This is a genomic window from Streptomyces sp. NPDC032472, from assembly GCF_040636955.1.
Lineage (GTDB): Bacteria > Actinomycetota > Actinomycetes > Streptomycetales > Streptomycetaceae > Streptomyces.
In genome coordinates, this window is sequence record NZ_JBEZVK010000091.1 from 1 (window position 1) to 19805 (window position 19805).

A 19805-nucleotide genomic window follows, 5' to 3' on the forward strand; every position below is an offset into this window, starting at 1 on the left:
GGCCGGACCGTCAGAGGGAGGGGGACGTCTCGCGCTGGTGGGGGACCGGCGGCAGGGTGGGGGCCGGGGCCGGGGCCGTGGTCAGGGCGTCCTGGTGGAGGGCGACCGTGCGGGTCGGGGCGGGGATCGAGATGCCCTCCGACCGGAAGCGCCGGTGCAGCCGCTTGATGAACTCGTGCTTGATGCGGTACTGGTCGCTGAACTCGCCGACGCCCAGGATCACCGTGAAGTTGATCCGGGAGTCCGCGAACGTGTGGAACCGGACCTTGCCCTCGTGGTCGGGGACGGCGCCGTTGATGTCGGCCATCACGCTGTCCACGACCTCGAGGGTCACCCGCTCCACGTGCTCCAGGTCGCTCTCGTACCCCACGCCCACCTGGACCAGGATCGACAGCTGCTGTTCCGGCTGGGTGAAGTTGGTCATGTTCGTCTTGGCCAGCCGCCCGTTGGGGATGATGACCAGGTTGTTCGAGAGGTTGCGGACCACGGTGTTGCGCCAGTTGATGTCGACCACGTAGCCCTCCTCACCACTGGTGAGGCGGATGTAGTCGCCGGGCTGCACCGTCTTCGAGGCGAGGATGTGTACGCCCGCGAACAGGTTCGCCAGGGTGTCCTGGAGCGCCAGCGCGACCGCCAGACCGCCCACGCCGAGGGCGGTGAGCAGCGGGGCGATGGACACGCCCATCGTCTGCAGGGCGACGAGGAAGCCCATCGTCAGCACCACGATCCGCGTGATGTTCACGAAGATGGTGGCCGAGCCGGCCACGCCGGTCCGCGACTGCGCCAGGGACTGGACGAGTCCGGTGATCACCCGGGCCGCGCTGAGCGTGGCGATCAGGACGAGGACGGCCGTCAGGGACTGGTTGACGAAACCCGAGAGCCGCGCCGTCAGCGGCAGCAGCGAGGCGGCCACGGCGGCGCCCCCGAGGAGGGCCGCTCCCGGGGCGACGGGCCGCAGTGCGTCGACGATGATGTCGTCGCCCGCCCACCGGGTCCTCTCGGCGTGCTTGGCGAGCCGCTTCAGAACGGCCCGCAGGACGAGGGCGCCCGCGGCGCCCGCCGCGAGTGCGATGCCGGCCGCCAGCCAGTCGTGCAGGACGAGCTCCCGGGTCAACGGACGGCCTCCGTCGCGCGCCGGGCCGCCGAAGCGGTGAGGGGTGCTGCCGGCCGTCGTATGGAGTGAGTCGTCGTCACCTTGCCACCTGTCAGTTCGTCGTGCTCAGAGCCGCGTTCGGGCGTATGTGCGTACGCATCCGGAACGGGGTCATCCTGCCGCATGACGGAGCAGGTCCCGCAGCCGGTCCCGGTCGGCAGCCGGTCAGGGGCGGGGCGTTGGGGGCGACGGCCGGCAGTGGGGCTCAGCCGGCCTGCGGCACCAGGCCGTCCGCGACCAGTCCGGCCAGGACCGCCTCGCCCAGGGCGTGGACGGCGGACTGCGGCCGCACCATGACCGTGAACTCCTTGATGCGGCCGTCCTCGGCGAAGTGCAGCAGGTCGATCCCGTGGATCTCCCGGCCGTTCACGGTCGCCCGGAACAGCAGCACGGCCGACGGGCTCTCGGAGCCGTCCGCGCTGGTCTCGGAGCTGCCGTCGAAGCGGCCGACGTAGCGGAAGTCCTCGAAGGTGCGCAGCAGGACCCCGAACAGTCCGAGGACCATGGGCCGGCCCTCGAAGGGGACGAACTTCACCGGGCTGAACAGGCGGACGTCCTCGGTGAACAGCTCCTCCAGGGCGCCCAGGTCGCGGTCGTCGACGGCGGTGCGGAAACGGTCGGCTGTTTTGGCGTTCATGGTCGCGCGCTCCTCCATGCCAGGGCGGCATACTCAAGAATGTGACTATTCAGGATTCTGAGTATCATGGGCCGTGCGCCCCTGCATAGAGGGCGTGACGGAACGACCGGGAGGCGAGCCCCATGGCCCTGCGCCACGCCGTGCTGGCGGCCCTGCTCGACGCGGAACTGAGCGGATACCAACTCGCCAAGTCCTTCGGCCTGGGCGTGGCCAACTTCTGGCACGCGCTGCCCCAGCAGCTGTACACCGAGCTCGCCAAGCTGGAGAAGGAAGGCCTGGTCAGCGGCAGGGAGGTGGTCCAGGACACCCGACCCAACAAGCGTCTGTTCACCGTCACCGACGCCGGACTGGCCGAACTGGAGCGGTTCACGGCAGCCGCCGCCAAACCCTCCTTCATGCGCGACGACCTGGTGGTGAAGGTCCACGCCGCCGACCACGTCGACACCGGTGCGCTCCGCGCGCAGCTCACCGAGCGCGCCGGCATCGCCCGAGCCAAGGCCGAGCTGTTCGGCCGGCTCCTGCAGGGCATGCGCGGCGAGCGCAGCGAAGAGGACTTCCTGCGCCACGGCGAGCGCGTCGGCCCGTACCTGACGTGCCTGGCGGGCCTCGCGTACGAACAGGTCAACCAGGAGTGGTGCGAGCGCACCCTCACCGTCCTCGAGGAGAGGCAGGCCGCCCGTGCCGGACAGTGAGCCCCGCCGCGACCACCCCGGACACTCCGGCAGGTACGCGCGCTACGTGGCCCTCGGCGACAGCCAGACCGAAGGCGTCGGCGACGGTGACGACACCACCGGCCTGCGCGGCTGGGCCGACCGCTTCGCCGAGGACCTCGCCCGCCACAACCCCGGCCTGCAGTACGCCAACCTCGCCGTCCGCGGCCGCCTGGCCGGCCAGGTGCACGCGGAGCAACTGGCCCCCGCCCTCGCGCTGCGCCCCGACCTGGCCACCGTCATCGCCGGCATGAACGACCTGCTGCGGCCCCGCTTCGACGCCGACGAGGTGGCCGGCCACCTGGAGGCGGTCTTCGCCGCGCTGACCGCGCAGGGGGCGCGCGTCGCGACCGTGACCTTCCCCGACGTCGCCCAGGTCACCCCGCTGGCCCGGCCGCTCGGCCCCCGCGTGACCGCCCTCAACCACCGCATCCGCGAAGCCGCCCGCCGCCACGGCGTGGCTGTCGCCGAGACCGCCCGACACCCCGTCGTCACCGACCCCCGCCTGTGGAGCGCGGACCGGCTGCACGCCGGACCCCTGGGCCATGCCCGGATCGCCGCGGCCGTCGCCCACGCCCTCGGCCTGCCCGGCAGTGACGACTCCTGGACCCACCCGCTCCCGCCCGCCCGGCCCGTCCGCGGTCTGGAGTCCGCCGCGGCCGAACTCCGCTGGGCGGGGGCCTTCCTCGGCCCGTGGCTGCTGCGGCGGCTGCGCGGCCGCTCCTCGGGCGCCGGCCGCACCGCCAAACGCCCGGATCTCCTTCCGGTGTGACCGGGTGACCGGGTGACCGGGTGCGGTCGACCGAATGCGGGTGCGGAATAATCGGGGTGTGGTGCGTACGTGACTGCTGTTAGGTTCTTCCTGTGCCGAAGCTGAATCAGATAATCGCCGTGGAGAAGGGCGTCAAGTCCAAGTCTCTGCAGGAGTTGACCCAAGCCCATCACGACGTCCAGAAGCCCGCGCTGCTGGCCGGCATCTCCCGTACGTACCAGCCCAAGGACGAGGAGGGCGAGCAACTGCCGCCCGAATCCACCCGGGTGCAGGTCAAGGCGGAGGACGTCCTGCGCACCACGGCGGCGACCCTGACGCGGCTGTTCGACGTGACGGCGACGAAGGACTGGGCGAACCGCACGGCGGCCGCGGACGTCGTGGTCGACGGAACGGTCCTGCTGCCCCAGGTGCCCGTGCCGTACCTGCTCTTCCTGGAAAAGCAGCTCACGGACCTGCACACCTTCGTACGCAAGCTGCCGGTGCTGGACGCCTCGGAGTCGTGGAGCCTCGACCCCTCGACGGACTCGTGGAAGACCGACCCGGTCCGCACCATCCGCACCAAGAAGGTGCCGCGCAACCACGTCAAGGCCGAGGCCACCGACAAGCATCCGGCGCAGGTCGAGGTGTACTACGAGGACGTGCCCGTCGGATACTGGACGACCGTGAAGTTCTCCGGCGCGCTGCCCGCGCGGCGCGTGAACGAACTCCTCGACCGCGTCGAGAAGCTCCAGCAGGCCGTGAAGTACGCCCGCGAGGAGGCCAACGGCGTCGACGTCACCGACCAGCGGGTCGGCGATGCGGTGTTCGGCTACCTCTTCCGGTAGCCTTTCGAATCTCCCTCCTTTTGAGCGGGGAGGGTGCGCGAAAAGCGCAAGCTGAAACTGAAGTTGAAGCTGACCATGGGGTGTCAATCGTGGGGGTTCGAATCCCTCCCCCGGCCCGACGTGCCGGGGTGGCCCAAGCCGGTAGAGGCGGCCCCGTAAATCTCAGATTCTCGCTCCAGTCTCAGTATTCGCCGCCGAACACCGGATCGACCGAGCGCGGGCGATCATCGATGGATGGGGGTTCAAGTCCCCTCTGTGCCTCTCTCGTGGCGCGGTAGTTCAAAGGTAGAACACGTCGATCTCAGAATGATCCGCGACTCTTAAACGCCGCCGGTGTGCGCAATTGGGTGGCCCACAGGAGCCCGGGAGCTGGATATGCTCCCGGGCTCCGTCACGTTCCCGCCCACATTCCCGCCCACGTTCACGCGTCGCCCTCCTGGCGCAATGCGGCGAGCGTGGCCCGGACCTGTGCCTCCTCGTCCGCGGCGCCGAGCTCGCCGAAGACCGCCGCGGACCGCGAGAGCGGGCCGAGGGCATCCGCGACCCTGCCGAGGGCGTGCAGGGCGACTGCCAGATTGGCCAGGGCCATGGCCTCGTCGTGGCGCTCCCCGAGCTGCCGGAAGAGGTCGGCGGTGCGGGCCAGGGGAGCGATGGCCTCGTCGACCCGGTCCGCCCGGCACAGGACGAAGCCGAGGTTGGCCACGGCCCTGCTCTCGTTGGCGGGGTCGCCGAGATCCCGGAACAGGGCGGCCGCCTGCGTGAACGGGGAGATGCTCTCCTCGCTCCGGTCGGCCTGGTGCAGGGAGAGGCCCAGGTTGGTGAGGGCCGCGGCCTCGCCGTGCCGGTCCCCGATGTCGTGCAGGGCCCCGGCCGCCTGCCGAAGGGGCGCGATGCTGTCCTGCGGCCTGCCGGCCACCTGGAGGGTGCCGCCCAGGTTGACCATGGCCAGTGCCTCGCGCCGGTGGTCGCCCAGCTTCCGGAACACGGCGGCGGCCGCGCTGATGCGGTCGATGGCCTCCTCGGGCCGGCCCGCCTGCTGGAGGGCGCTGCCCAGGTTCATGAGCGCCGAGCTGGTCTCCGTGAGGTCGCCGAGGGCCCTGAACGCCTCCACGGCCCGTTCGAGGGTCATGACGGCCTCCTCCAGCCTCCCCGCCACCCGCAGGGCAGAGCCGAGGTTGCCGATGGCCGCCGCTTCGTTGCCCCGGTCTCCCAGCGCGCCGAGCACGGCGGCCGCCATCGCGTGCGCGGTGATCGCCTCGTCGACCCGGCCCACCTCGACCAGGCTGGTGCCGAGCCGGTTCGAGGCCGACGCCTCGCCCCCGCGGTCGCCGAGCTCCCGGAAGATCGCACGGGCGCGGGTGTGCGACGCAATGGCGTCGTCGAACCTCCGCGCGTGCCGCTGCGCGAAGCCCAGGTTGCTGATCGCGGCGGCCTCGCCGTCCCGGTCCCCCCTGGACCGGTAGGCCGTGGCGGCACGCTCGCTGACGGCCAGCCAGTCGTCGAGGTAGCCCCGCATCTCGAAGAACTTGGCGAGCACGAAGGCGAGGACGACGACGGCCTCGGGATCCGTCAGTGCGGCCGCCACCAGATTGGGGCGCTCGGCTTCGAGCCACTGCACGGCATGACCGCGATCGCGAAGCGGCGAAGGGCCCCGCACCGGCTGGTGCGCCAGCAGGCGGTCGGCCGCGTGCGCGGTGCGCAGGTAGTACTCCATCAGATTCGCGTACGCGGTCCGGCGGTCGTCCTCCTCGGCGCGGCCGCGGCCGCGCTCGTCGGCGTACAGGCGGACGAGGTCGTGCATCCGCCAGCGGCCGTACTCCCGTCCGGGCTCGATCAGATGGGCCCGGGCGAGGTCCAGGAGCAGGACCTCCGTGCCGTACGTGTCCAGGTCGATCAGCTGCGTGGCGGCCCAGGTGGAGACGTCCGGGCCGGGATCGAGCGGCAGCAGCCGGAACAGGCGGGCCTGCTCGCCGCCGAGGCGCTCGTAGGACAGGTCGAACGCGGCCTGCACGGCGCGGTCCTCGCGGCGCAGGTGGCGCAGCCGGGTGTGGGCCGCCTCCAGTGCCCCGGCGAGCGAGGCCAGCGGACGGGTCGGGGTGTCGGCGAGGAGGGCCGCGGCGATGCACAGCGCCAGCGGCAGGCCCCCGCACAGCCCGGCTATGGCGGCCGCCGCTCCCGGCTCGTCCCGCACCCGCTGGTCGGACGCGCCGCGAGCCAGCTTCAGGGAGGTGCCCAGCAGGTCCACCGACTCCTGCTGCTGCAGTACCCCCAGGTCGTGGAGGCTGCCGCCCACGGCGAGGGTGTGCCGGGAGGTGAGCAGGGTCGCGGTCGTGCCGTCGGATGGCAGCAGCGGCTCGGCCTGTTCCTCCGTCGAGGCGTTGTCGATGACGACGAGGATGCGCCGCCCCTGCTGGGCGAAGGCGTCGAGGACGCTGCGGTACGTCCGGCTACGGCTCTGCAGGTCGGCGGGGACGTGCTCCTCGGGTATGCCGAGGGCGCGCAGCATCCCGTCCAGAGCGCGCTCGGGGGAGACCCGCCGTGATTCGCTGTAGCCGAGCAGGTCGACGAACAGCACCCCGCCGGGGAACCAGTCGGGCTCTCGCAGGGCCCGGGCCGCGACCTGCACGACCAGCTCGGTCTTGCCGACGCCGGCCAGCCCCGCCACCGCCACCAGGGCCGGCTGCCCGGCCTCCCGGGGGTCCAGGGCGGCGAGCAGCTCCCGGACCTGGCCTTCACGGCCCGTGAACGCGCGCGAGGCGACGGGCAGCCCGGACAGTGCGGGGGTGATCCGCGGGGGGAGCTGCAACGTGATGGTCCTGCCCTGGACCACCATGTTGAAGAACACGCCCCCGTGGATCTCGTTCGTGGACTCGGACCCGGGATCTTCCGGTTCAAGGTCCGGTTCCGGGTCCGGGCCGTCGGTCATGTCCGTCCGTCCTCCCGGGGTCAGCCGGCGCGGTGGTGGATGCTGCGCTGGCCCGGGACCGTCTTCAGCCGGGGGACCTCGGTGGCCGGGCGGGCCGGCTCGGGATTGCGTCTGGCGGGGGCTGCCGGCGCCAACGCGAGGAGGGCGATGCAGCCGAGGACGACGGCGAGGATGAGTACGGTGACAAGGGTCATGTTCTTGCCTTCCGTCGGGTACTGAGTGCCTGTCACCTCGTGATGTAACCGTAATGGCGGAAGGTAAACACGAAGCGTAGTGGCACTTCTGTTGCAGTACGGAGCCGGTTCAGTTCCGCCCGTGCCAGGGTGAGTTCGGCAGCCCGGTCGGGGTCGTTCACCGGGCGGCCTGCCGGCCCTGCCAGCGATCGACGGCCGCGGCGATCTCCCCGGCGTGCGCCTCCATCATCGTGAAGTGGTCCCCCGGCACCTCGACGGCCGTGTGCGGCAGCCGCCACTGCACCGGCCGCCCCACGGGTTCGCGGGCCCGCACCAGCAGGGCCGGCGTGCCGGGGGCGAGGGGCTCGGGCCGCCGGCCCCGCAGGATGCGCAGGTAGCCGCCCGTGGCGGTCAGCCGGTGCGTCCCGATGTCCCCGTCGGCGGCGGTGCCTCCCGCCTCGCACCGGTGGCGCTCGGCCGCGGCCAGGACCAGCGACAGGTCGTCCGCCGGTACCGGCCCCTCGTACCAGGGCGTGTCGATCAGTACGACACCGGCCGCCGGACGGCCACGGCCCAGGCGATCCACCCCCCGCACGAGTGCCTGCACAGGAGCACGGGCCCGCCGCCCGCGCCGCGGCGTACGAGCGAGGCCGCATGGACGTCGACCAGCGCCCCCAGGTCCGCGGGGAGCGCCTCGCCCGGGCCGAACCCCGGCTGCGGCAGGGCGAGTACGCCGCGCCGCCCGCCGAACCCGGCGGCCGGCCGCACGTATTCGTGCGGCCCTGCCGTCGGCACGAGGGACGGCAGGCACACCAGCTCCGCCGCCGCAGCCGGGCCCCCGGCGAGCCGTACGGGTGCCCGCGCCCGGGCGGCGGCGTCCGCCAAGGTGAACGACGGCCGCAGCAGCGAAGCGGCGGCCAGCTCCACGGCCACCGCACCCCGGCCCTCGGCACTGGCCTGCCGGAACAGCGCCGACAGCCCGTCCGGCACCGCCCCGCCACCGTCCGGCCCCCGCGCACCAGAGCCCGCCGCCGCACGCCGCGCGCCGACCGCCACCGTGTCCTGCTCCTGCTCCTGCTCCTGCTCCTGTTCCTGCTCCCGGTCCAGCCGCTGCCACAGGTGCTCCGCCAGGCCGCGTACCGTCGGGTGGTCGAAGGCCAGCGTGGAGGGCAGCTCCAGGTCCAGCGCGCGGCCCAGCCGCCCCCGCAGCTCCACCGCGGTCAGCGAGCTCCCGCCGAGCTCCAGGAGCGGCCGGTCGCGGTCCACGGCGTCCGCGTCGGCGCTGCCGAGCACGGCGGCCGCGGACTGCCGTACCAGGGCCAGGCGTCCGGCCGCACTCCGCGGCCGCTCCGCCGCGGGCCCGGCCGGCGTTGCTTGTCCGGTGGCGTGCCGGTCGGCGAGCCAGTACCGGCGCCGTCGGAAGGGGTACGTCGGCAGCGCCCCGTGCCGGCCAGGCCCCCGCCGCCGCCCGCCCGCGGCCCCCGTACGCGGCGGTCCAGTCGACCTCCGCGCCCCGGACGTACGCCTCCGCGGCCGACAGCAGGAAGCGCCGCATGCCGCCCTCGCCGCGGCGCAGACTGCCCGTGGCGAAGGCCGGCACGCCCGCCTGCTCGGCCGTCTCCTGCACCGCGTACGTCAGCACGGGGTGCGGGGACGGCGGTCCCGCCCCCGTCCGCACCGGCGGCCGCGGCGAAGACCTCGGTCAGGGTCGGCAGCGGCGTCTTCCAGCCGCCCTCGGGGGCTCCGGCGGCGGGGCCGATCAGGTAGTCGTGGGGACGGACGGCCATCTACGCGCGCTCCGTACGGCGGTGAAGGAGGAGGGAACGGCGGGCGGCGGGCGGCTGCAACGAAGGCGCCATCAGGGCAACGTACGGCCTCCCGGCCCCAACGGCGCGCGGCCCGGCACGGAGTTGTCACGTCGCAGGGCCCGCCCCGGGGTGACCCCCGCTCCGGCCGGATGGCAAGGTAGGCGGCACCATCGAACGAGGGGAGCCCGATGACCGACCCGGCCGAGCACGCGCCCGTACACCCCGACTACCCCGTCCGGACGAAGCGGCTGAGCCTGCGCCCCGTACGGGCCGACGATCTCGACGCGATCCACGCCCACCGGTCCCTGCCCGAGGTCGCGCGCTACCTGCCGCACGAGCCGCACACCCGCGAGGACACGCAGCGCACCCTGGAGCGGATGATCGCAGGGGAGGCGCTCGCCGAGCCCGGCGACTGGCTGGATCTCGCCGTCGAGACCGAGTCGGGCCGGGTGGTCGGGGAGGTGCTGCTCAAGCGCGACGACAGGGCCCCGCTGACCGGGGAGATAGGCTTCGCCTTCCACCCGGACGTGCACGGCACCGGGATCGCCACGGAGGCGGTCACGGCCGCGCTCGACGTGGCCTTCGACAGCTTCGGCTGGCACCGCGTCACCGGAGTCTGCTTCGTGGAGAACACCGCCTCGGCGGCGCTGATGCGCCGCGTCGGCATGCGCCACGAGTCCGTCTCCCGCCAGGACGTGCACCGCAAGGGCTCCTGGCGGCACTCCTCGCGGTTCGCGGTCCTCGCCGCCGACTGGCGCCGGCCCAGGCCCCGTTCGGCCGACGAGAGGGCCGTCGACGCGGCCGCCACCGCCTTCTACGCGGCGTTCACGCGCCGCGGCGGAGAGGCCGTCGCCCTGGACGGGGCGCGCGCGGTGATCGCGCCCGACGCGGTGATCGAGCGGGTCGCCGAGGACGGCACCGTCGACCGGATGGACGTGGAGCAGTTCCTCGCACCGCGCCTGGTCCTGCTCAACGGGGCGGAGCTGACCGAGTTCACGGAGATCGAGGTGGCGTCGACGACCCTGGTGGCCGCCGGCACCGCCACGCGCTCCGGGGAGTACTTCAAATGGGGCGTGCGGAACGGGATCCCCTTCTCCGCCTGGGGCCGCAAGACGTTCCGCCTCGGCAACCACTCCGGCAGGTGGCTCATCGACTCCCTCATATGGGCGGACGAGCCCGAACCCTGATCCCCGACCGCGCGTCGCGGGTTCCCGCCCTCCTGCGGGACGAACGGGAACCCGCGCACCGCGTCCGGCGGTTACTGCTTGTTCTTCGCGAGGTCTTCCTGGAAGGCCTTCGCGCACACGGGGCCGTTGTCCGTGCCGATGAACTGCACGATCTGGAGGGGACCGGCGCCGTGGTAGCTCGCCTTCACGCTCCAGCCGCTCTTCTCCAGCGTCTTGATGACCGAGCCCTGCTGGTCGAGGGACCGGCCTTCCTTCCAGCCGCCCTTGACCAGGGCGGAGACCGTGTCGTCGTACGACTTCTTCGAGTCCGCGGCCTTCTTGGCGTCGGCGGCCCAGGACACCATGCAGGACTTGAGGTTCGCCGGGACGTCATCGCCCGGCTTCTGCGTGTAGCCGGCCGCCGTGGCCGCGGTGTCGATCTCCTTCTTGACCGCCGCCGCGTCCAGGGATCCGCCCTTGCCGGAACCCGTTCCCGTATTGGCCCCGGCCGCCGGGGCCGAGGCGGAGGACCCGGACGCGGGCGCGTCGCCCCCCTTGCCCTTGTCGGATCCGCCCCCGCTGCCGCATCCGGCGACCAGCAGCACCACACCGGCAGCCGCTGCCGCCCACTTCGCCTTGCGCACTACTCTCCCGATTCCACGCGCACACGGGCCCGTTGCCCGCGTGACCAAGCACGCAGTCTGTCACGCCATGGCCAAAACCCTGTGCATCGCGCTTCTACGGGGTGTCGAAGGGGTGGGCGGATCACTCCACCACCAGATCGGCACGGCTCCGCCCCGGCGCGATCAGGCGCGCATTGGCCTCGTCGGAGCGGGAGACCCACGCCTGCGCGGACGCCCGCTCCTTGCCGTGGCGCACGTGGCGGTCCACCAGCCGCTGCATCCGCAGCCCGTCGTCGGGCGCCAGGAACCACACCTCGTCGAGCAGCGGTCCGACCGCCGCCCACGGACCCGCCTCGAGCAGCAGGTAGTTCCCCTCCGTGATCACCAGCGGTACGTCCGGACCGACCGGGATGCTCCCGGCCACCGGCTCCTCCAGCGAACGGTCGAACGCAGGCGCGTACACCACATCCCCGGCGGCCGCCTCGCGCAGCCGGCGCAGCAGGGCCGCGTACCCGGCCGCGTCGAAGGTGTCCGGGGCGCCCTTGCGGTCCGCCCGGCCCAGCCGCACCAACTCCGCCTGCGCCAGGTGGAACCCGTCCATCGGCACGACGACCGCCCTGCCCGGCCCGAGCGCCCGGGCCAGGTGCCCGGCCAGCGTGGACTTCCCCGCACCCGGCGCCCCCGCGATCCCCAGGATCCGCCGGCCGCCCGCCGCCGCCAGGCGCCGGGCCCGTTCTTCCAGCTCTGCCTTCTCCATGTGCCCATCCTGGCGGACCCGGTGTCCTTGAGGAGACCGGTGTCTTGAGGAGGCCACCGGGCGGACAGAATCCCCGCGGGGCAGGCGTCCGCGGCGGCGTCTGCGACGTCTGCGGAGGGGAGCCTGCTCATGCCGGACCTGCGGATCGGTGTACTCGGCCACGGCCTGCGCGGCAGCCTCGCCCGGGTCGCGCACCGGCCCGGCCGGGGCGCGGCCGTGACCGCAGTCGCCGAACCGGACCCCCGGGCCCGGGCCTCCGCCGGCGCCGCCTTCCCGGGCGCGCGCCTGCACACCGGCCACCACGACGTCCTCGGCGCCCCCGACATCGACGCCGTACTCGTCCTGACCCCGGACCACACGCACGCCGACCTGGGCTGCCTGAGCCTGTCGGCCGGCAAGCCCGTCTTCGTCGAGAAACCCCTCGACATCACCGTGGAGCGCTGCGACACCCTCCTGCGCACCGCCCGCGCCACGGGCACCCCGCTCTACGTGGGCCACAACATGCGGCACATGCCGGTGGTCCGGCTGATGCGCGAGCTGATCACGCAGGGCGCGATCGGCGAGGTCAAAACGGTGTGGGTCCGGCACTTCGTCGGATACGGAGGCGACTGGTACTTCAAGGACTGGCACGCCGAACGCCGCTGCACGGGCGGGTTGCTGCTCCAGAAGGCCGCCCACGACCTCGACGTCCTGCACTGGCTGGCCGGCTCGTACACCCGGGAGGTCCAGGCATTCGGCGACCTGATGGTCTACGGCGCCAACCCGCACCGGCGCACCCCCGGCGAGCCCAAGGCCGACGACTGGTACACCGAGACCGGCCACTGGCCGCCGCACACGCAGCGCGCCCTGAACCCCGTGATCGACGTGGAGGACGTCTCCCTCGTCAACCTGCGCCTCGCCAACGGGGTCCTCGCCGCCTACCAGCAGTGCCACTTCACTCCCGACTACTGGCGCAACTACACCGTGATCGGCGACAGCGGCCGCCTGGAGAACTTCGGCGACGGCCCCGGCAGCGTCGTGAAGGTGTGGAACTCCCGCCGCTCGGGCTACCGCCCCGAACCGGACGCCACCCACACCGTGGCGCCCACCGCCGACCCGGGCGGCCACGGGGGAGCGGACACGGCGCTGATCGACGAGTTCCTGCGCTTCGTCCGCGAGGGCGGTACGACGGACACCTCACCGGTCGCCGCCCGCATGGCCGTGGCCGCGGGCTGCGGGGCGACGGAGTCTCTGCGGGACGGCGGGATCCCGCGCCGCATCCCCCCGCTCGACGCGGACCTGGCGGCCTACTTCGACCACGGCCAACGACCCGCCGCCAACGGCCGCCCCGGTCCGGCCCCCAGGTCCTAGCCGCGCGCGCTCACGCCGACGGACTCGATGACGCCCCGCCAGGTCCTGCGGTAGCCCTCGCGGAGCGGGCCGCCGACGAGGTCCAGGACCTGTCCGGCCGCTTCGGCCAGCCCGGCCGGGTCCCCGGTCGCGCACAGCTCGCGGTGGCCGGCGAGGAGGGCGCCGCCGCGCTCCGGGTCGGCCTCCCGCAGCCGCCGCGGGAGCCATTTGCCGCCGCCGGCCCATGCCCGGTGGTGGTCGAAGAGCAGCTCGGCGGCGGAGGCGAGGACGGAACCGCCCACCGCGAGCCGCTCGTACGGGTCCTGCGCGTCCGCCAGGTCGTCCAGCGCGTCGGTGAGCACGTACCGCTTCGTCTCGACCGCATCCATCCCCAACTCCGGCGGTCCCGACCGCAGCTCGGCCTCGGCCAGCGCCCGGGCCCGCCCGGCCTCCCCGCCGGTGTCGAGCAGGACGAGCCCGGTGGCGTACATGCTCTGCAGCACCCCGCGCCGCGAGGCGGCGTCCGCGGCGAACAGCTCCGCGAGCCCCTCGCGGGTGTGGACGAACAGTTCCACGAGGCGCCCCTCGACCCGGACCGTCTCCCGGTACGTCTCACCGCCGTCCGCGACGAGCACCGCGAGGTCAAGATCGCTGCTCGCCGTCGCCCGCCCGGCCGCGGTGGACCCGGCCAGAACGGCCGCGAGTGCTGCGGGGAACCGGTCGTGGACGATGCTGCGGGCCAGCTCGACGGGGTCACGGTGAGGGCTCATGGCGGAAGTATCGCAGGGCGCGGTGATCGCCGGGCCCGGAGCCCCGGCCTCAGCCGGCGACCGGGTACATGGTGCCGCGCCTGCCCTCCGCCGAAGTCAGCCATTCCAGCTTCGCCGCCGTGTCGGTGGCCGGCCACGGGGTGTGCAGCACGATCGACAGGTCCGGCCGGGCCGGCACCCGCAGTTGCGTCGACTCGAAGAACAGCGTGCCCACGACCGGGTGTTCGAGCTCCTTGCGCATCTGACCGCCGGGCCGGATGTCCCGCTGCTCCCACAAGGCGGCGAACTCCGGACTGAGTTCCCTGGCCTCCTCGACCACCGCCATGAACCCCTCGTCATCGGGGCACTCCGAACACGCCGCGCGGAACTGGGCGACCACGGTGCACGCGATCTCCTCCCAGCGCTTGGAGCGCGACCGGTACAGCGGGTCGGTGAAGAACGCGATCAGGCAGTTCTGCACGATCTCCGGCCGCATGCCAAGCACCAGCGCGGCCGCGTCGTTGTACATCACCGTGTTCCAGTACGCGTCCATGATGTGCGCCGGGAACGGCATCCAGGCGTCGATGAGCCGCTTCAGCCCGTCGCACATGTCCCGGTCGGCAGGCGCCACCTGCAGCGCCGGCGGATTGAGCCCGGCCAGTACGTACAGGTGGCGGCGCTCCGCGCTGGACAGCTTCAGCACGCGCCCCACGGAGTCCAGGACCTGCGGCGACACCGTGATGTCCCGCCCCTGCTCCAGCCACTGGTACCAGGACACCCCGACCCCGGCGAGCACGGCGACCTCCTCGCGGCGCAGTCCGGGCGTGCGGCGGCGGGCCCCGCCGTCCGGCAGGCCGGCCTGCGCGGGGGTGACCCTCGCCCGCCTGCTCATCAGGAATTCCCGCAGCTCGGAACGGCGGTGCTTGTCGATCGGCGTGGCCACGAACTCCCCCTGTCGTCAGCCTGGTGGTGCCACCAACAGGATAAGTTCCCACTCTCCACGGCCATTCCCCGGCCGCGAGGGTGGGGCCATGGCAATCGACACACAGACGACGACCCCCCACGGAGCCGGGACCCGGACCGGGACCGGGACCGGGACCGAGACCCGGACCGCGGCCGCGTCCGCGAACGGCACCGCTGCCGCGGCCGGCGACGAGCACCGGCTCACCGGCCGGGCCAGGCTGGTCCTCTTCGTCCTCTGCGCCGCCCAGTTCATGGTGGCGCTCGACTTCTCCGTACTGAACGTGGCCCTGCCCGCCCTCGGCAAGGACCTCGGCCTGAGCCAGTCCGCCCTGCAATGGGCGGTCACCGCCTTCGCCCTGCCCTCCGGCGGCTTCCTGCTCCTCTTCGGCCGGATCGCCGACCTCTTCGGCCGCAAGAAGCTCTTCCTCATCGGCCTCGCCGTCTTCGGCGCGGCCTCCCTCCTCGCCACCCTGGCCTGGAACCCGGCGGCCTTCCTGGCCGGGCGCGCCCTGCAGGGCCTCGGCGCCGCGGTCATCGTGCCGACCGGCATGTCGCTGCTGACCACGACGTTCCCCGAGGGCCCGCTGCGCGACAAGGCGCTCGGCATCTCCGGCACCCTGCTGTCCCTCGGCTTCACCGTGGGCATGGTCCTTGGCGGCGTCATGACCGACACCCTCGGCTGGCGCTCCACGATGGGGCTGCTCGCCGTCACCGCCGTGGTGGTCCTCGCCCTCGCCCCCGGCCTGCTGCCCGAATCGCGCACCCCGCAGCGGCCGAGCCTGGACGTGCCGGGTGCGGTCACCGTCACCGGCGGCCTCCTCGCCCTGATCTACGCCCTGTCCACGGCGGCCCAGCGCGGCTTCGGCGACGCCGACGTGTGGGGCACCCTCGCGGCCGGCGTGGTCCTGCTCCTCGCCTTCGCCGCCGTCGAGTCGAAGGCCGAGGCCCCGCTGGTCTCGCTGCCGATGCTGAAGCGGCGCACGGTCGCCTGGGGCAACGCGGGCGGTCTGGTGACCTTCGCGATGATGTCGACGGTCATCTTCGTGCTGACGCTCTACCTCCAGGAGACCCTGCACCTGTCGTCCTTCCGGACCGGCCTGGTCTTCGGCGTCCAGGGCATCGCGTCCGCCGTCGCCGGCTCGTACGCCCCCAAGGTCATCGGCCGCTTCGGCGCCCGCCGCACCCTGATCGGCTCGCTGCTCGGCCAGGGCGTGTTCACCGCGGCGCTCCTTGCCGTCGGCGCGGGCTCGGGGGCCCTGGTGGCCACCGTCGCCGTGTCGGTGGCCAGCATGTTCCACCTCGGCGCGATCATCGCATACGGCCTCGTCGCGACGAGCGGGCTCCGCAACGAGGAGCAGGGCCTGGCGGCCGGTCTGGTCACCACCACCCAGCAGGTCGGCCTCACCATCGGCATCCCGCTGCTCGGCGTCCTGGCCACCACGCAGGCCTCGCTGTTCGACGGAGTGCGCACGGTCCTCGCGATCGACGCGGGCCTGGTCCTCGCGGCGGCGGTCCTCATCGGCATCGGACTGCGCGACCGCGCCGCCGAGTGAGCGGGCGGCATACGACAGCGGACGCGGACAGCGGACGGGGGGACCGGCGCACCGCCCGTCCCCCCGTCTCCCCGTCCCCCCGTCCGCCCGCGGAAGGCACCGTGCCTCAGCCGATCAGGGCCTGCTCGATCTGCCGGGTGGTCTGCCGGGCCACCCGCGGCTCCGTGTCCGCATAATGCACGTAGGCGTTCAGGCCCGTCGCCAGTGCCCAGCCCCGACCCCTGGCCCACGTGGCGTCGTCCACGCCGAGCGCGGTACGGAACGCGGCCCGCGCCCCGCCCGACAGCAGGGTGAAGGCAAGGGTCAGATAGCAGGCGGGATCGCCGATGCCGAGCTCGCCGAAGTCGATGACGGCGCTGGGCCGCCCCCCGGAGGTCAGGACGTTGCCGGTGTGGAAGTCACCGTGGCACCAGACCGGAGGCCGGTCCCACGCACCGGCCGCGAGTGCCTCCTCCCACACCCCGAGCAGGGCTCCGGAGTCGAACGCGCCGGCCGTACGGCGGATCGCGGCCCGCGTGGCGGCATCCCGCCCGGACAGCAGCCGGCCGGCCGGCTCCGCCGATGCGCCGGCCGTGGGAAACCGCTGCAGGGCGGTCAGGAACCCGGCCAGGGCCTCGGCCACCGGCACGGATCCGGCGAGGGCCTCGACCGTGGCCACCTCGCCGTCGAGCCAGCGGGACACCGCCCAGGGCCACGGATAGCCGAGACCGGGCCGGCCCACGGCCACCGGCTGCGGAACGGCCAGCGGCAGGTGCCCGGCGAACCGCGGCAGCCACAGCGCCTCCTTCTCGGCCTGCCCGACGGCATCCGGGTGCCGGGGCAGCCGTACGGACAGCTCCGGCCCCAGCCGGTGGATCACATGGTCCGAGCCGCCGGGCGCCACGGGCCGCAGGGGGAGATGCCCCCACTGCGGAAACTGCACCCGCACCAGCTGACGGACCAACTCCGTGGTGATGACGGGACGATCCCCGGCCGCATCCTCCACCGGCACCTCCTTCGCGCCCACGTGCCCGGACGAGCCCGAGTCGCGCGGGCCATCCCACCGCCTCCCCGGTCGGCCTGTCGACCGGATTTCCGCCGCCCCACCCGCAGCGGACCGGGAGACCCGCAGACCGGCAGCCCGTCTCGGCCGCGCAGGCTGCGCGCGCTGCGGCCCAGACGGTCGCGCAGCAGCGGGCCGGGGCTCTCGTACCCGACCCGGCGGGCCAGCGCTGCCAGCGGGAGCGCGGTCGTGCGCAGCAGGTGTTCGGCCTGCTCCACCCGCAGGTCCTGCACGAGGCGGACGGGCGAGCAGCCGAGCGTACGGGTCACCGTGCGCTGGAGGGTGCGCTCGCTCACCCCGAGCCCGCGGGCGGCCTCGGCGATGGACAGCGGCTCGCCGATCCGGGAGCGCACCCACTGCTCGAACGCCGAGACCAGCGGGTCGTGCCGGGCGAGCGCGCTCGGGATCGTGTACGGGGCCTGCGCGGCGCGGTCGCCCACGACGAGGTAGCGCCGCACCAGGTCGGCCAGGGCAGGGCTGCGCATCCGCACGATCGCCAGCGCCAGGTCGAGGTGGCCGAACGCCGCGCCGACCGGGGTGATGCCGTCGCAGGTGGTCGCCATCCGGCTCTCGTCGACGGCCACGCGGGCATGGCGCTCCCGGAAGACCGGCGCCAGCCACCAACTGGTCGCGGCCCGCAGGCCGTCGAGGACGCCGGTCTGCGCCAGCAGGAACGTACCGGTGCAGGCGGTCGCGAGCGGGGTGCGCCGCTCCCGCGCCCCGGCCAGCACCCGGCGCGCCGTCCGGTGCGCGGCCGAGCCGACCAGCTCCACCAGCGCCTGCGACGGTCCAGCCGGGCGTGCACCTGATCCGCCCGGTGCTGTCCGACACCCCGACGCTGCGCTGCGAGGGCACGGCCCTGCACGTGGGCCGCACCACCGCCACCGCCGAGGCCCGCGTCATCGGCACCCATGACGGCAGGCTGTACGCCCACGGCACCACCACCTGCGCCGTGCTGCGGCCCTGACCGCCGACCGGGCGGCCCGGCTCAGTCGGCCGCGGCGGGCACCTCCGGTACGGCGGGCGCACCGGGCGGAACGGGGGCCAGTCGGCGGCGCAGGAAGGCCACCGTCCGCTCCCGGGCGTCCAGGGCGAGGTGGCCGGGGGTTTCGCGGACCTCGCGGGTCAGCACCGAGTGGGCCCGCCGCCCGAAGCCGCCGCCGTTGCCCGGGGCGGAGTCGAGCTCGATGTACTCGAAGGCCCCGCCGAGCCGTTCGCGCAGCGTGGCGAACCGCTGCCCCGGGGCGAGGCCGTCCTCGGAGAAGCGCAGCCCCAGCACGCACAGCCCGTCGTCCCGGGTGCGCCGGGCCACGTCGAGCAGCTCCGCCTCCGACAGGCCCGGGTCCGCGCGGTGCGCCGCCGTCACCGGCAGCGGCAGCGAGGGCTGGCTCAGCACCGCCGCCAGGACCGAGCCGTCCACGGCGGCGGCCAGGGCGAACCCGCCCGAGAAGCACATCCCGACCACCCCGACCCCCGGGCCCGGCGTCCGCCCGTTGAGGCGGTGCGCCAGGGCACGCACGTAATCGGCCACGGGCCGCCGCGCGTTGGTCGCGAAGGCGGCGAACTCCCGGGAGATGCAGGCCCGCGCGATGGAGGCACCGGCCCGCGGATCGGTATCGGGCCGCCCCGGCACGCCGAACAGCGACGGGATCACCACCGTGAACCCGCTGTCGACCACGTGCTGCGCCAGGCCGAGCACCGCCGGGGTGATGCCGGGCAGCTCCGGGAGCAGGACGACCCCGGGCCCCTCGCCCTGCTCGTAGCAGTCGTGGGTCATGCCCTGCCAGGAGAACGGCTCCCGGCGCCAGGCGTCCAGGGTGGAAACGGGCGGTGTTCCGCTCAAGGTGGCCTCTCAGGGGTGGGGGGCGAGGTGCTGTCCGGCCGTGCTGCGTCGATTTCCACCGGCAGTATCCACCTGCTCCCCGGCCGGGAGCGCCCCGGGTGCGGCCCCCGCCGGCGCGGACCGGGACGGCGGTACGGGCACCGGTCCGGCCACCGCCCGGCGGCGCAGGGCCCGCGGGCCCCACCAGTTGACGTCGCGCAGCAGCGTCATCGCGGCCGGCACCAGCAGACACCGCACCAGCGTGGCATCGACCACGACCACCACCGCCAGCGCAACGGACAGCTGCTTGACCACCGTCAGCTCGCCGGTGGCGAACCCGGTGAACACCAGGCACATCAACGCCGCCGAAGAGCTGATGATCCGCGCGGAGCGCTGCAACCCCAGCTCGACGGCGCGGTCGTTGCCGACACCCGCCTCGTACAGCTCCTGGATCCGGCACAGGAGGAACACCTCGTAGTCCATGGACAGCCCGAAGGCCAGGGCGAACACGACGACGGGCAGCCAGTACCCCAGCCCGCCCAGGGTGTGCACCCCCAGGAACCCGGCCGCCCATCCGTCCTGGAAGACCAGCACCAGCGCGCCGAACGAGGCCCCCAGAGACAGGGTGTTCATCACGATCGCCTTCAGCGGCAGCAGCACCGAACCGGTCATCAGCAAAAGCAGCACGCACGTGGTCAGCCCGATCAGGGCGGCCGCGCGCGGCGCGTACGCGGCGACCTCGGCCCGGAAGTCCACGTCGACGGCGCTGCGCCCGGTCACCCAGACCGGGAAGCCGGC

Annotated in this window: 21 protein-coding genes; 7 read left to right on the plus strand and 14 right to left on the minus strand. The window is 73.6% G+C overall.

Going from position 1 to position 19805, the window contains the following annotated elements; genetic code table 11:
* Window positions 1-10: 10 nt before the first annotated feature.
* Together AB0F11_RS33795 and AB0F11_RS33800 are read right to left on the minus strand one after the other, a co-directional pair.
* Complete coding sequence (locus tag AB0F11_RS33795; protein ID WP_362182243.1) at window positions 11-1114, minus strand: mechanosensitive ion channel family protein; 1104 nt, start codon at window positions 1112-1114, stop codon at window positions 11-13.
* Between the two features lie 244 nt (window positions 1115-1358).
* Window positions 1359-1790, minus strand: coding sequence for a nuclear transport factor 2 family protein (locus AB0F11_RS33800; protein WP_362182245.1), 432 nt, complete (start codon window positions 1788-1790; stop codon window positions 1359-1361).
* Between the two features lie 122 nt (window positions 1791-1912).
* Here AB0F11_RS33800 and AB0F11_RS33805 point away from each other — a divergent pair, with 122 nt between their 5' ends.
* The 3 genes from AB0F11_RS33805 to AB0F11_RS33815 all read left to right on the plus strand — a co-directional run bounded on the left by AB0F11_RS33805 (window position 1913) and on the right by AB0F11_RS33815 (window position 4096).
* Window positions 1913-2482, plus strand: coding sequence for a PadR family transcriptional regulator (locus tag AB0F11_RS33805; RefSeq protein ID WP_362182248.1), 570 nt, complete (start codon window positions 1913-1915; stop codon window positions 2480-2482).
* Complete coding sequence (locus AB0F11_RS33810; RefSeq protein ID WP_362182251.1) at window positions 2469-3272, plus strand: SGNH/GDSL hydrolase family protein; 804 nt, start codon at window positions 2469-2471, stop codon at window positions 3270-3272. The genes AB0F11_RS33805 and AB0F11_RS33810 overlap by 14 nt, the downstream gene beginning before the upstream one ends.
* A gap of 92 nt (window positions 3273-3364) precedes the next feature.
* Window positions 3365-4096 carry a hypothetical protein gene (locus AB0F11_RS33815; protein WP_361911309.1) on the plus strand — a complete coding sequence of 244 codons (732 nt, stop codon included), beginning with the start codon at window positions 3365-3367 and terminating at the stop codon, window positions 4094-4096.
* A gap of 421 nt (window positions 4097-4517) precedes the next feature.
* On the opposite strand, the gene AB0F11_RS33820 is transcribed toward AB0F11_RS33815, so the two are convergent.
* The 4 genes from AB0F11_RS33820 to AB0F11_RS33835 all read right to left on the minus strand — a co-directional run bounded on the left by AB0F11_RS33820 (window position 4518) and on the right by AB0F11_RS33835 (window position 8632).
* Entirely contained in the window at window positions 4518-7022 is a 2505-nt protein-coding gene (locus AB0F11_RS33820; protein WP_362182253.1) for a tetratricopeptide repeat protein, read from the minus strand.
* Between the two features lie 20 nt (window positions 7023-7042).
* The gene (locus AB0F11_RS33825; RefSeq protein WP_362182255.1) at window positions 7043-7252 is read right to left on the minus strand and encodes a hypothetical protein; all 210 of its coding nucleotides are present in this window, start codon (window positions 7250-7252) and stop codon (window positions 7043-7045) included.
* A gap of 121 nt (window positions 7253-7373) precedes the next feature.
* Window positions 7374-7781, minus strand: coding sequence for a hypothetical protein (locus AB0F11_RS33830; protein ID WP_362182258.1), 408 nt, complete (start codon window positions 7779-7781; stop codon window positions 7374-7376).
* Complete coding sequence (locus tag AB0F11_RS33835; protein ID WP_362182288.1) at window positions 7736-8632, minus strand: phosphopantetheine-binding protein; 897 nt, start codon at window positions 8630-8632, stop codon at window positions 7736-7738. The genes AB0F11_RS33830 and AB0F11_RS33835 overlap by 46 nt, the downstream gene beginning before the upstream one ends.
* 559 nt (window positions 8633-9191) lie before the next feature.
* Here AB0F11_RS33835 and AB0F11_RS33840 point away from each other — a divergent pair.
* Window positions 9192-10190 (plus strand): GNAT family N-acetyltransferase, encoded by a 999-nt coding sequence (locus tag AB0F11_RS33840; RefSeq protein WP_362182261.1) that lies wholly within the window; start codon window positions 9192-9194, stop codon window positions 10188-10190.
* A gap of 71 nt (window positions 10191-10261) precedes the next feature.
* On the opposite strand, the gene AB0F11_RS33845 is transcribed toward AB0F11_RS33840, so the two are convergent.
* Together AB0F11_RS33845 and AB0F11_RS33850 are read right to left on the minus strand one after the other, a co-directional pair.
* Complete coding sequence (locus AB0F11_RS33845) at window positions 10262-10813, minus strand: hypothetical protein (RefSeq protein WP_362182264.1); 552 nt, start codon at window positions 10811-10813, stop codon at window positions 10262-10264.
* Window positions 10814-10934: 121 nt separating this feature from the next.
* Window positions 10935-11606, minus strand: a complete 672-nt coding sequence (locus tag AB0F11_RS33850; RefSeq protein ID WP_362182267.1) for a nucleoside/nucleotide kinase family protein — start codon at window positions 11604-11606, stop codon at window positions 10935-10937.
* Between the two features lie 72 nt (window positions 11607-11678).
* Here AB0F11_RS33850 and AB0F11_RS33855 point away from each other — a divergent pair, with 72 nt between their 5' ends.
* On the plus strand, window positions 11679-12899 hold the full coding sequence (locus tag AB0F11_RS33855; RefSeq protein WP_362182270.1) for a Gfo/Idh/MocA family oxidoreductase: 1221 nt from the start codon (window positions 11679-11681) through the stop codon (window positions 12897-12899).
* Here the strand turns inward: AB0F11_RS33855 and AB0F11_RS33860 are convergent.
* Window positions 12896-13648: a nucleotidyltransferase domain-containing protein gene (locus tag AB0F11_RS33860; protein WP_362182273.1), complete on the minus strand. Its 753-nt coding sequence runs from the start codon at window positions 13646-13648 to the stop codon at window positions 12896-12898. The genes AB0F11_RS33855 and AB0F11_RS33860 overlap by 4 nt on opposite strands.
* A 49-nt stretch (window positions 13649-13697) precedes the next feature.
* The gene (locus tag AB0F11_RS33865; protein ID WP_362182291.1) at window positions 13698-14519 is read right to left on the minus strand and encodes a helix-turn-helix transcriptional regulator; all 822 of its coding nucleotides are present in this window, start codon (window positions 14517-14519) and stop codon (window positions 13698-13700) included.
* A 322-nt stretch (window positions 14520-14841) separates the two neighbouring features.
* Between AB0F11_RS33865 and AB0F11_RS33870 the strand changes: the two genes are divergently transcribed.
* The gene (locus tag AB0F11_RS33870) at window positions 14842-16143 is read left to right on the plus strand and encodes an MFS transporter (protein WP_362182294.1); all 1302 of its coding nucleotides are present in this window, start codon (window positions 14842-14844) and stop codon (window positions 16141-16143) included.
* Between the two features lie 106 nt (window positions 16144-16249).
* Here AB0F11_RS33870 and AB0F11_RS33875 read toward each other — a convergent pair whose 3' ends face one another.
* Together AB0F11_RS33875 and AB0F11_RS33880 are read right to left on the minus strand one after the other, a co-directional pair.
* A complete protein-coding gene (locus tag AB0F11_RS33875; protein ID WP_362182297.1) occupies window positions 16250-17098 on the minus strand; it encodes an aminoglycoside phosphotransferase family protein in 849 nt (282 codons plus the stop codon).
* Window positions 16999-17958 (minus strand): helix-turn-helix domain-containing protein, encoded by a 960-nt coding sequence (locus tag AB0F11_RS33880; RefSeq protein WP_362182276.1) that lies wholly within the window; start codon window positions 17956-17958, stop codon window positions 16999-17001. Before AB0F11_RS33880 ends, AB0F11_RS33875 begins: the two co-directional genes overlap by 100 nt.
* 26 nt (window positions 17959-17984) lie before the next feature.
* Here AB0F11_RS33880 and AB0F11_RS33885 point away from each other — a divergent pair, with 26 nt between their 5' ends.
* Window positions 17985-18152 (plus strand): hypothetical protein, encoded by a 168-nt coding sequence (locus tag AB0F11_RS33885; protein WP_362182279.1) that lies wholly within the window; start codon window positions 17985-17987, stop codon window positions 18150-18152.
* A gap of 21 nt (window positions 18153-18173) precedes the next feature.
* Here AB0F11_RS33885 and AB0F11_RS33890 read toward each other — a convergent pair whose 3' ends face one another.
* Both AB0F11_RS33890 and AB0F11_RS33895 read right to left on the minus strand, forming a co-directional pair.
* Window positions 18174-19028 (minus strand): dienelactone hydrolase family protein, encoded by an 855-nt coding sequence (locus AB0F11_RS33890; RefSeq protein ID WP_362182282.1) that lies wholly within the window; start codon window positions 19026-19028, stop codon window positions 18174-18176.
* 9 nt (window positions 19029-19037) lie between these two features.
* Window positions 19038-19805, minus strand: a 768-nt coding sequence (locus AB0F11_RS33895; RefSeq protein ID WP_362182285.1) for an MMPL family transporter, incomplete at its 5' end; no start/stop codon positions are given.

Coding starts and splice junctions, on each gene's coding strand:
- AB0F11_RS33800 (WP_362182245.1), bottom strand. CDS start 1,790: ATGAACGCCAAAACAGCCGACCGTTTCCGCACCGCCGTCGACGACCGC.
- AB0F11_RS33805 (WP_362182248.1), top strand. CDS start 1,913: ATGGCCCTGCGCCACGCCGTGCTGGCGGCCCTGCTCGACGCGGAACTG.
- AB0F11_RS33820 (WP_362182253.1), bottom strand. CDS start 7,022: ATGACCGACGGCCCGGACCCGGAACCGGACCTTGAACCGGAAGATCCC.
- AB0F11_RS33840 (WP_362182261.1), top strand. CDS start 9,192: ATGACCGACCCGGCCGAGCACGCGCCCGTACACCCCGACTACCCCGTC.
- AB0F11_RS33855 (WP_362182270.1), top strand. CDS start 11,679: ATGCCGGACCTGCGGATCGGTGTACTCGGCCACGGCCTGCGCGGCAGC.
- AB0F11_RS33860 (WP_362182273.1), bottom strand. CDS start 13,648: ATGAGCCCTCACCGTGACCCCGTCGAGCTGGCCCGCAGCATCGTCCAC.
- AB0F11_RS33865 (WP_362182291.1), bottom strand. CDS start 14,519: ATGAGCAGGCGGGCGAGGGTCACCCCCGCGCAGGCCGGCCTGCCGGAC.
- AB0F11_RS33870 (WP_362182294.1), top strand. CDS start 14,842: ATGGTGGCGCTCGACTTCTCCGTACTGAACGTGGCCCTGCCCGCCCTC.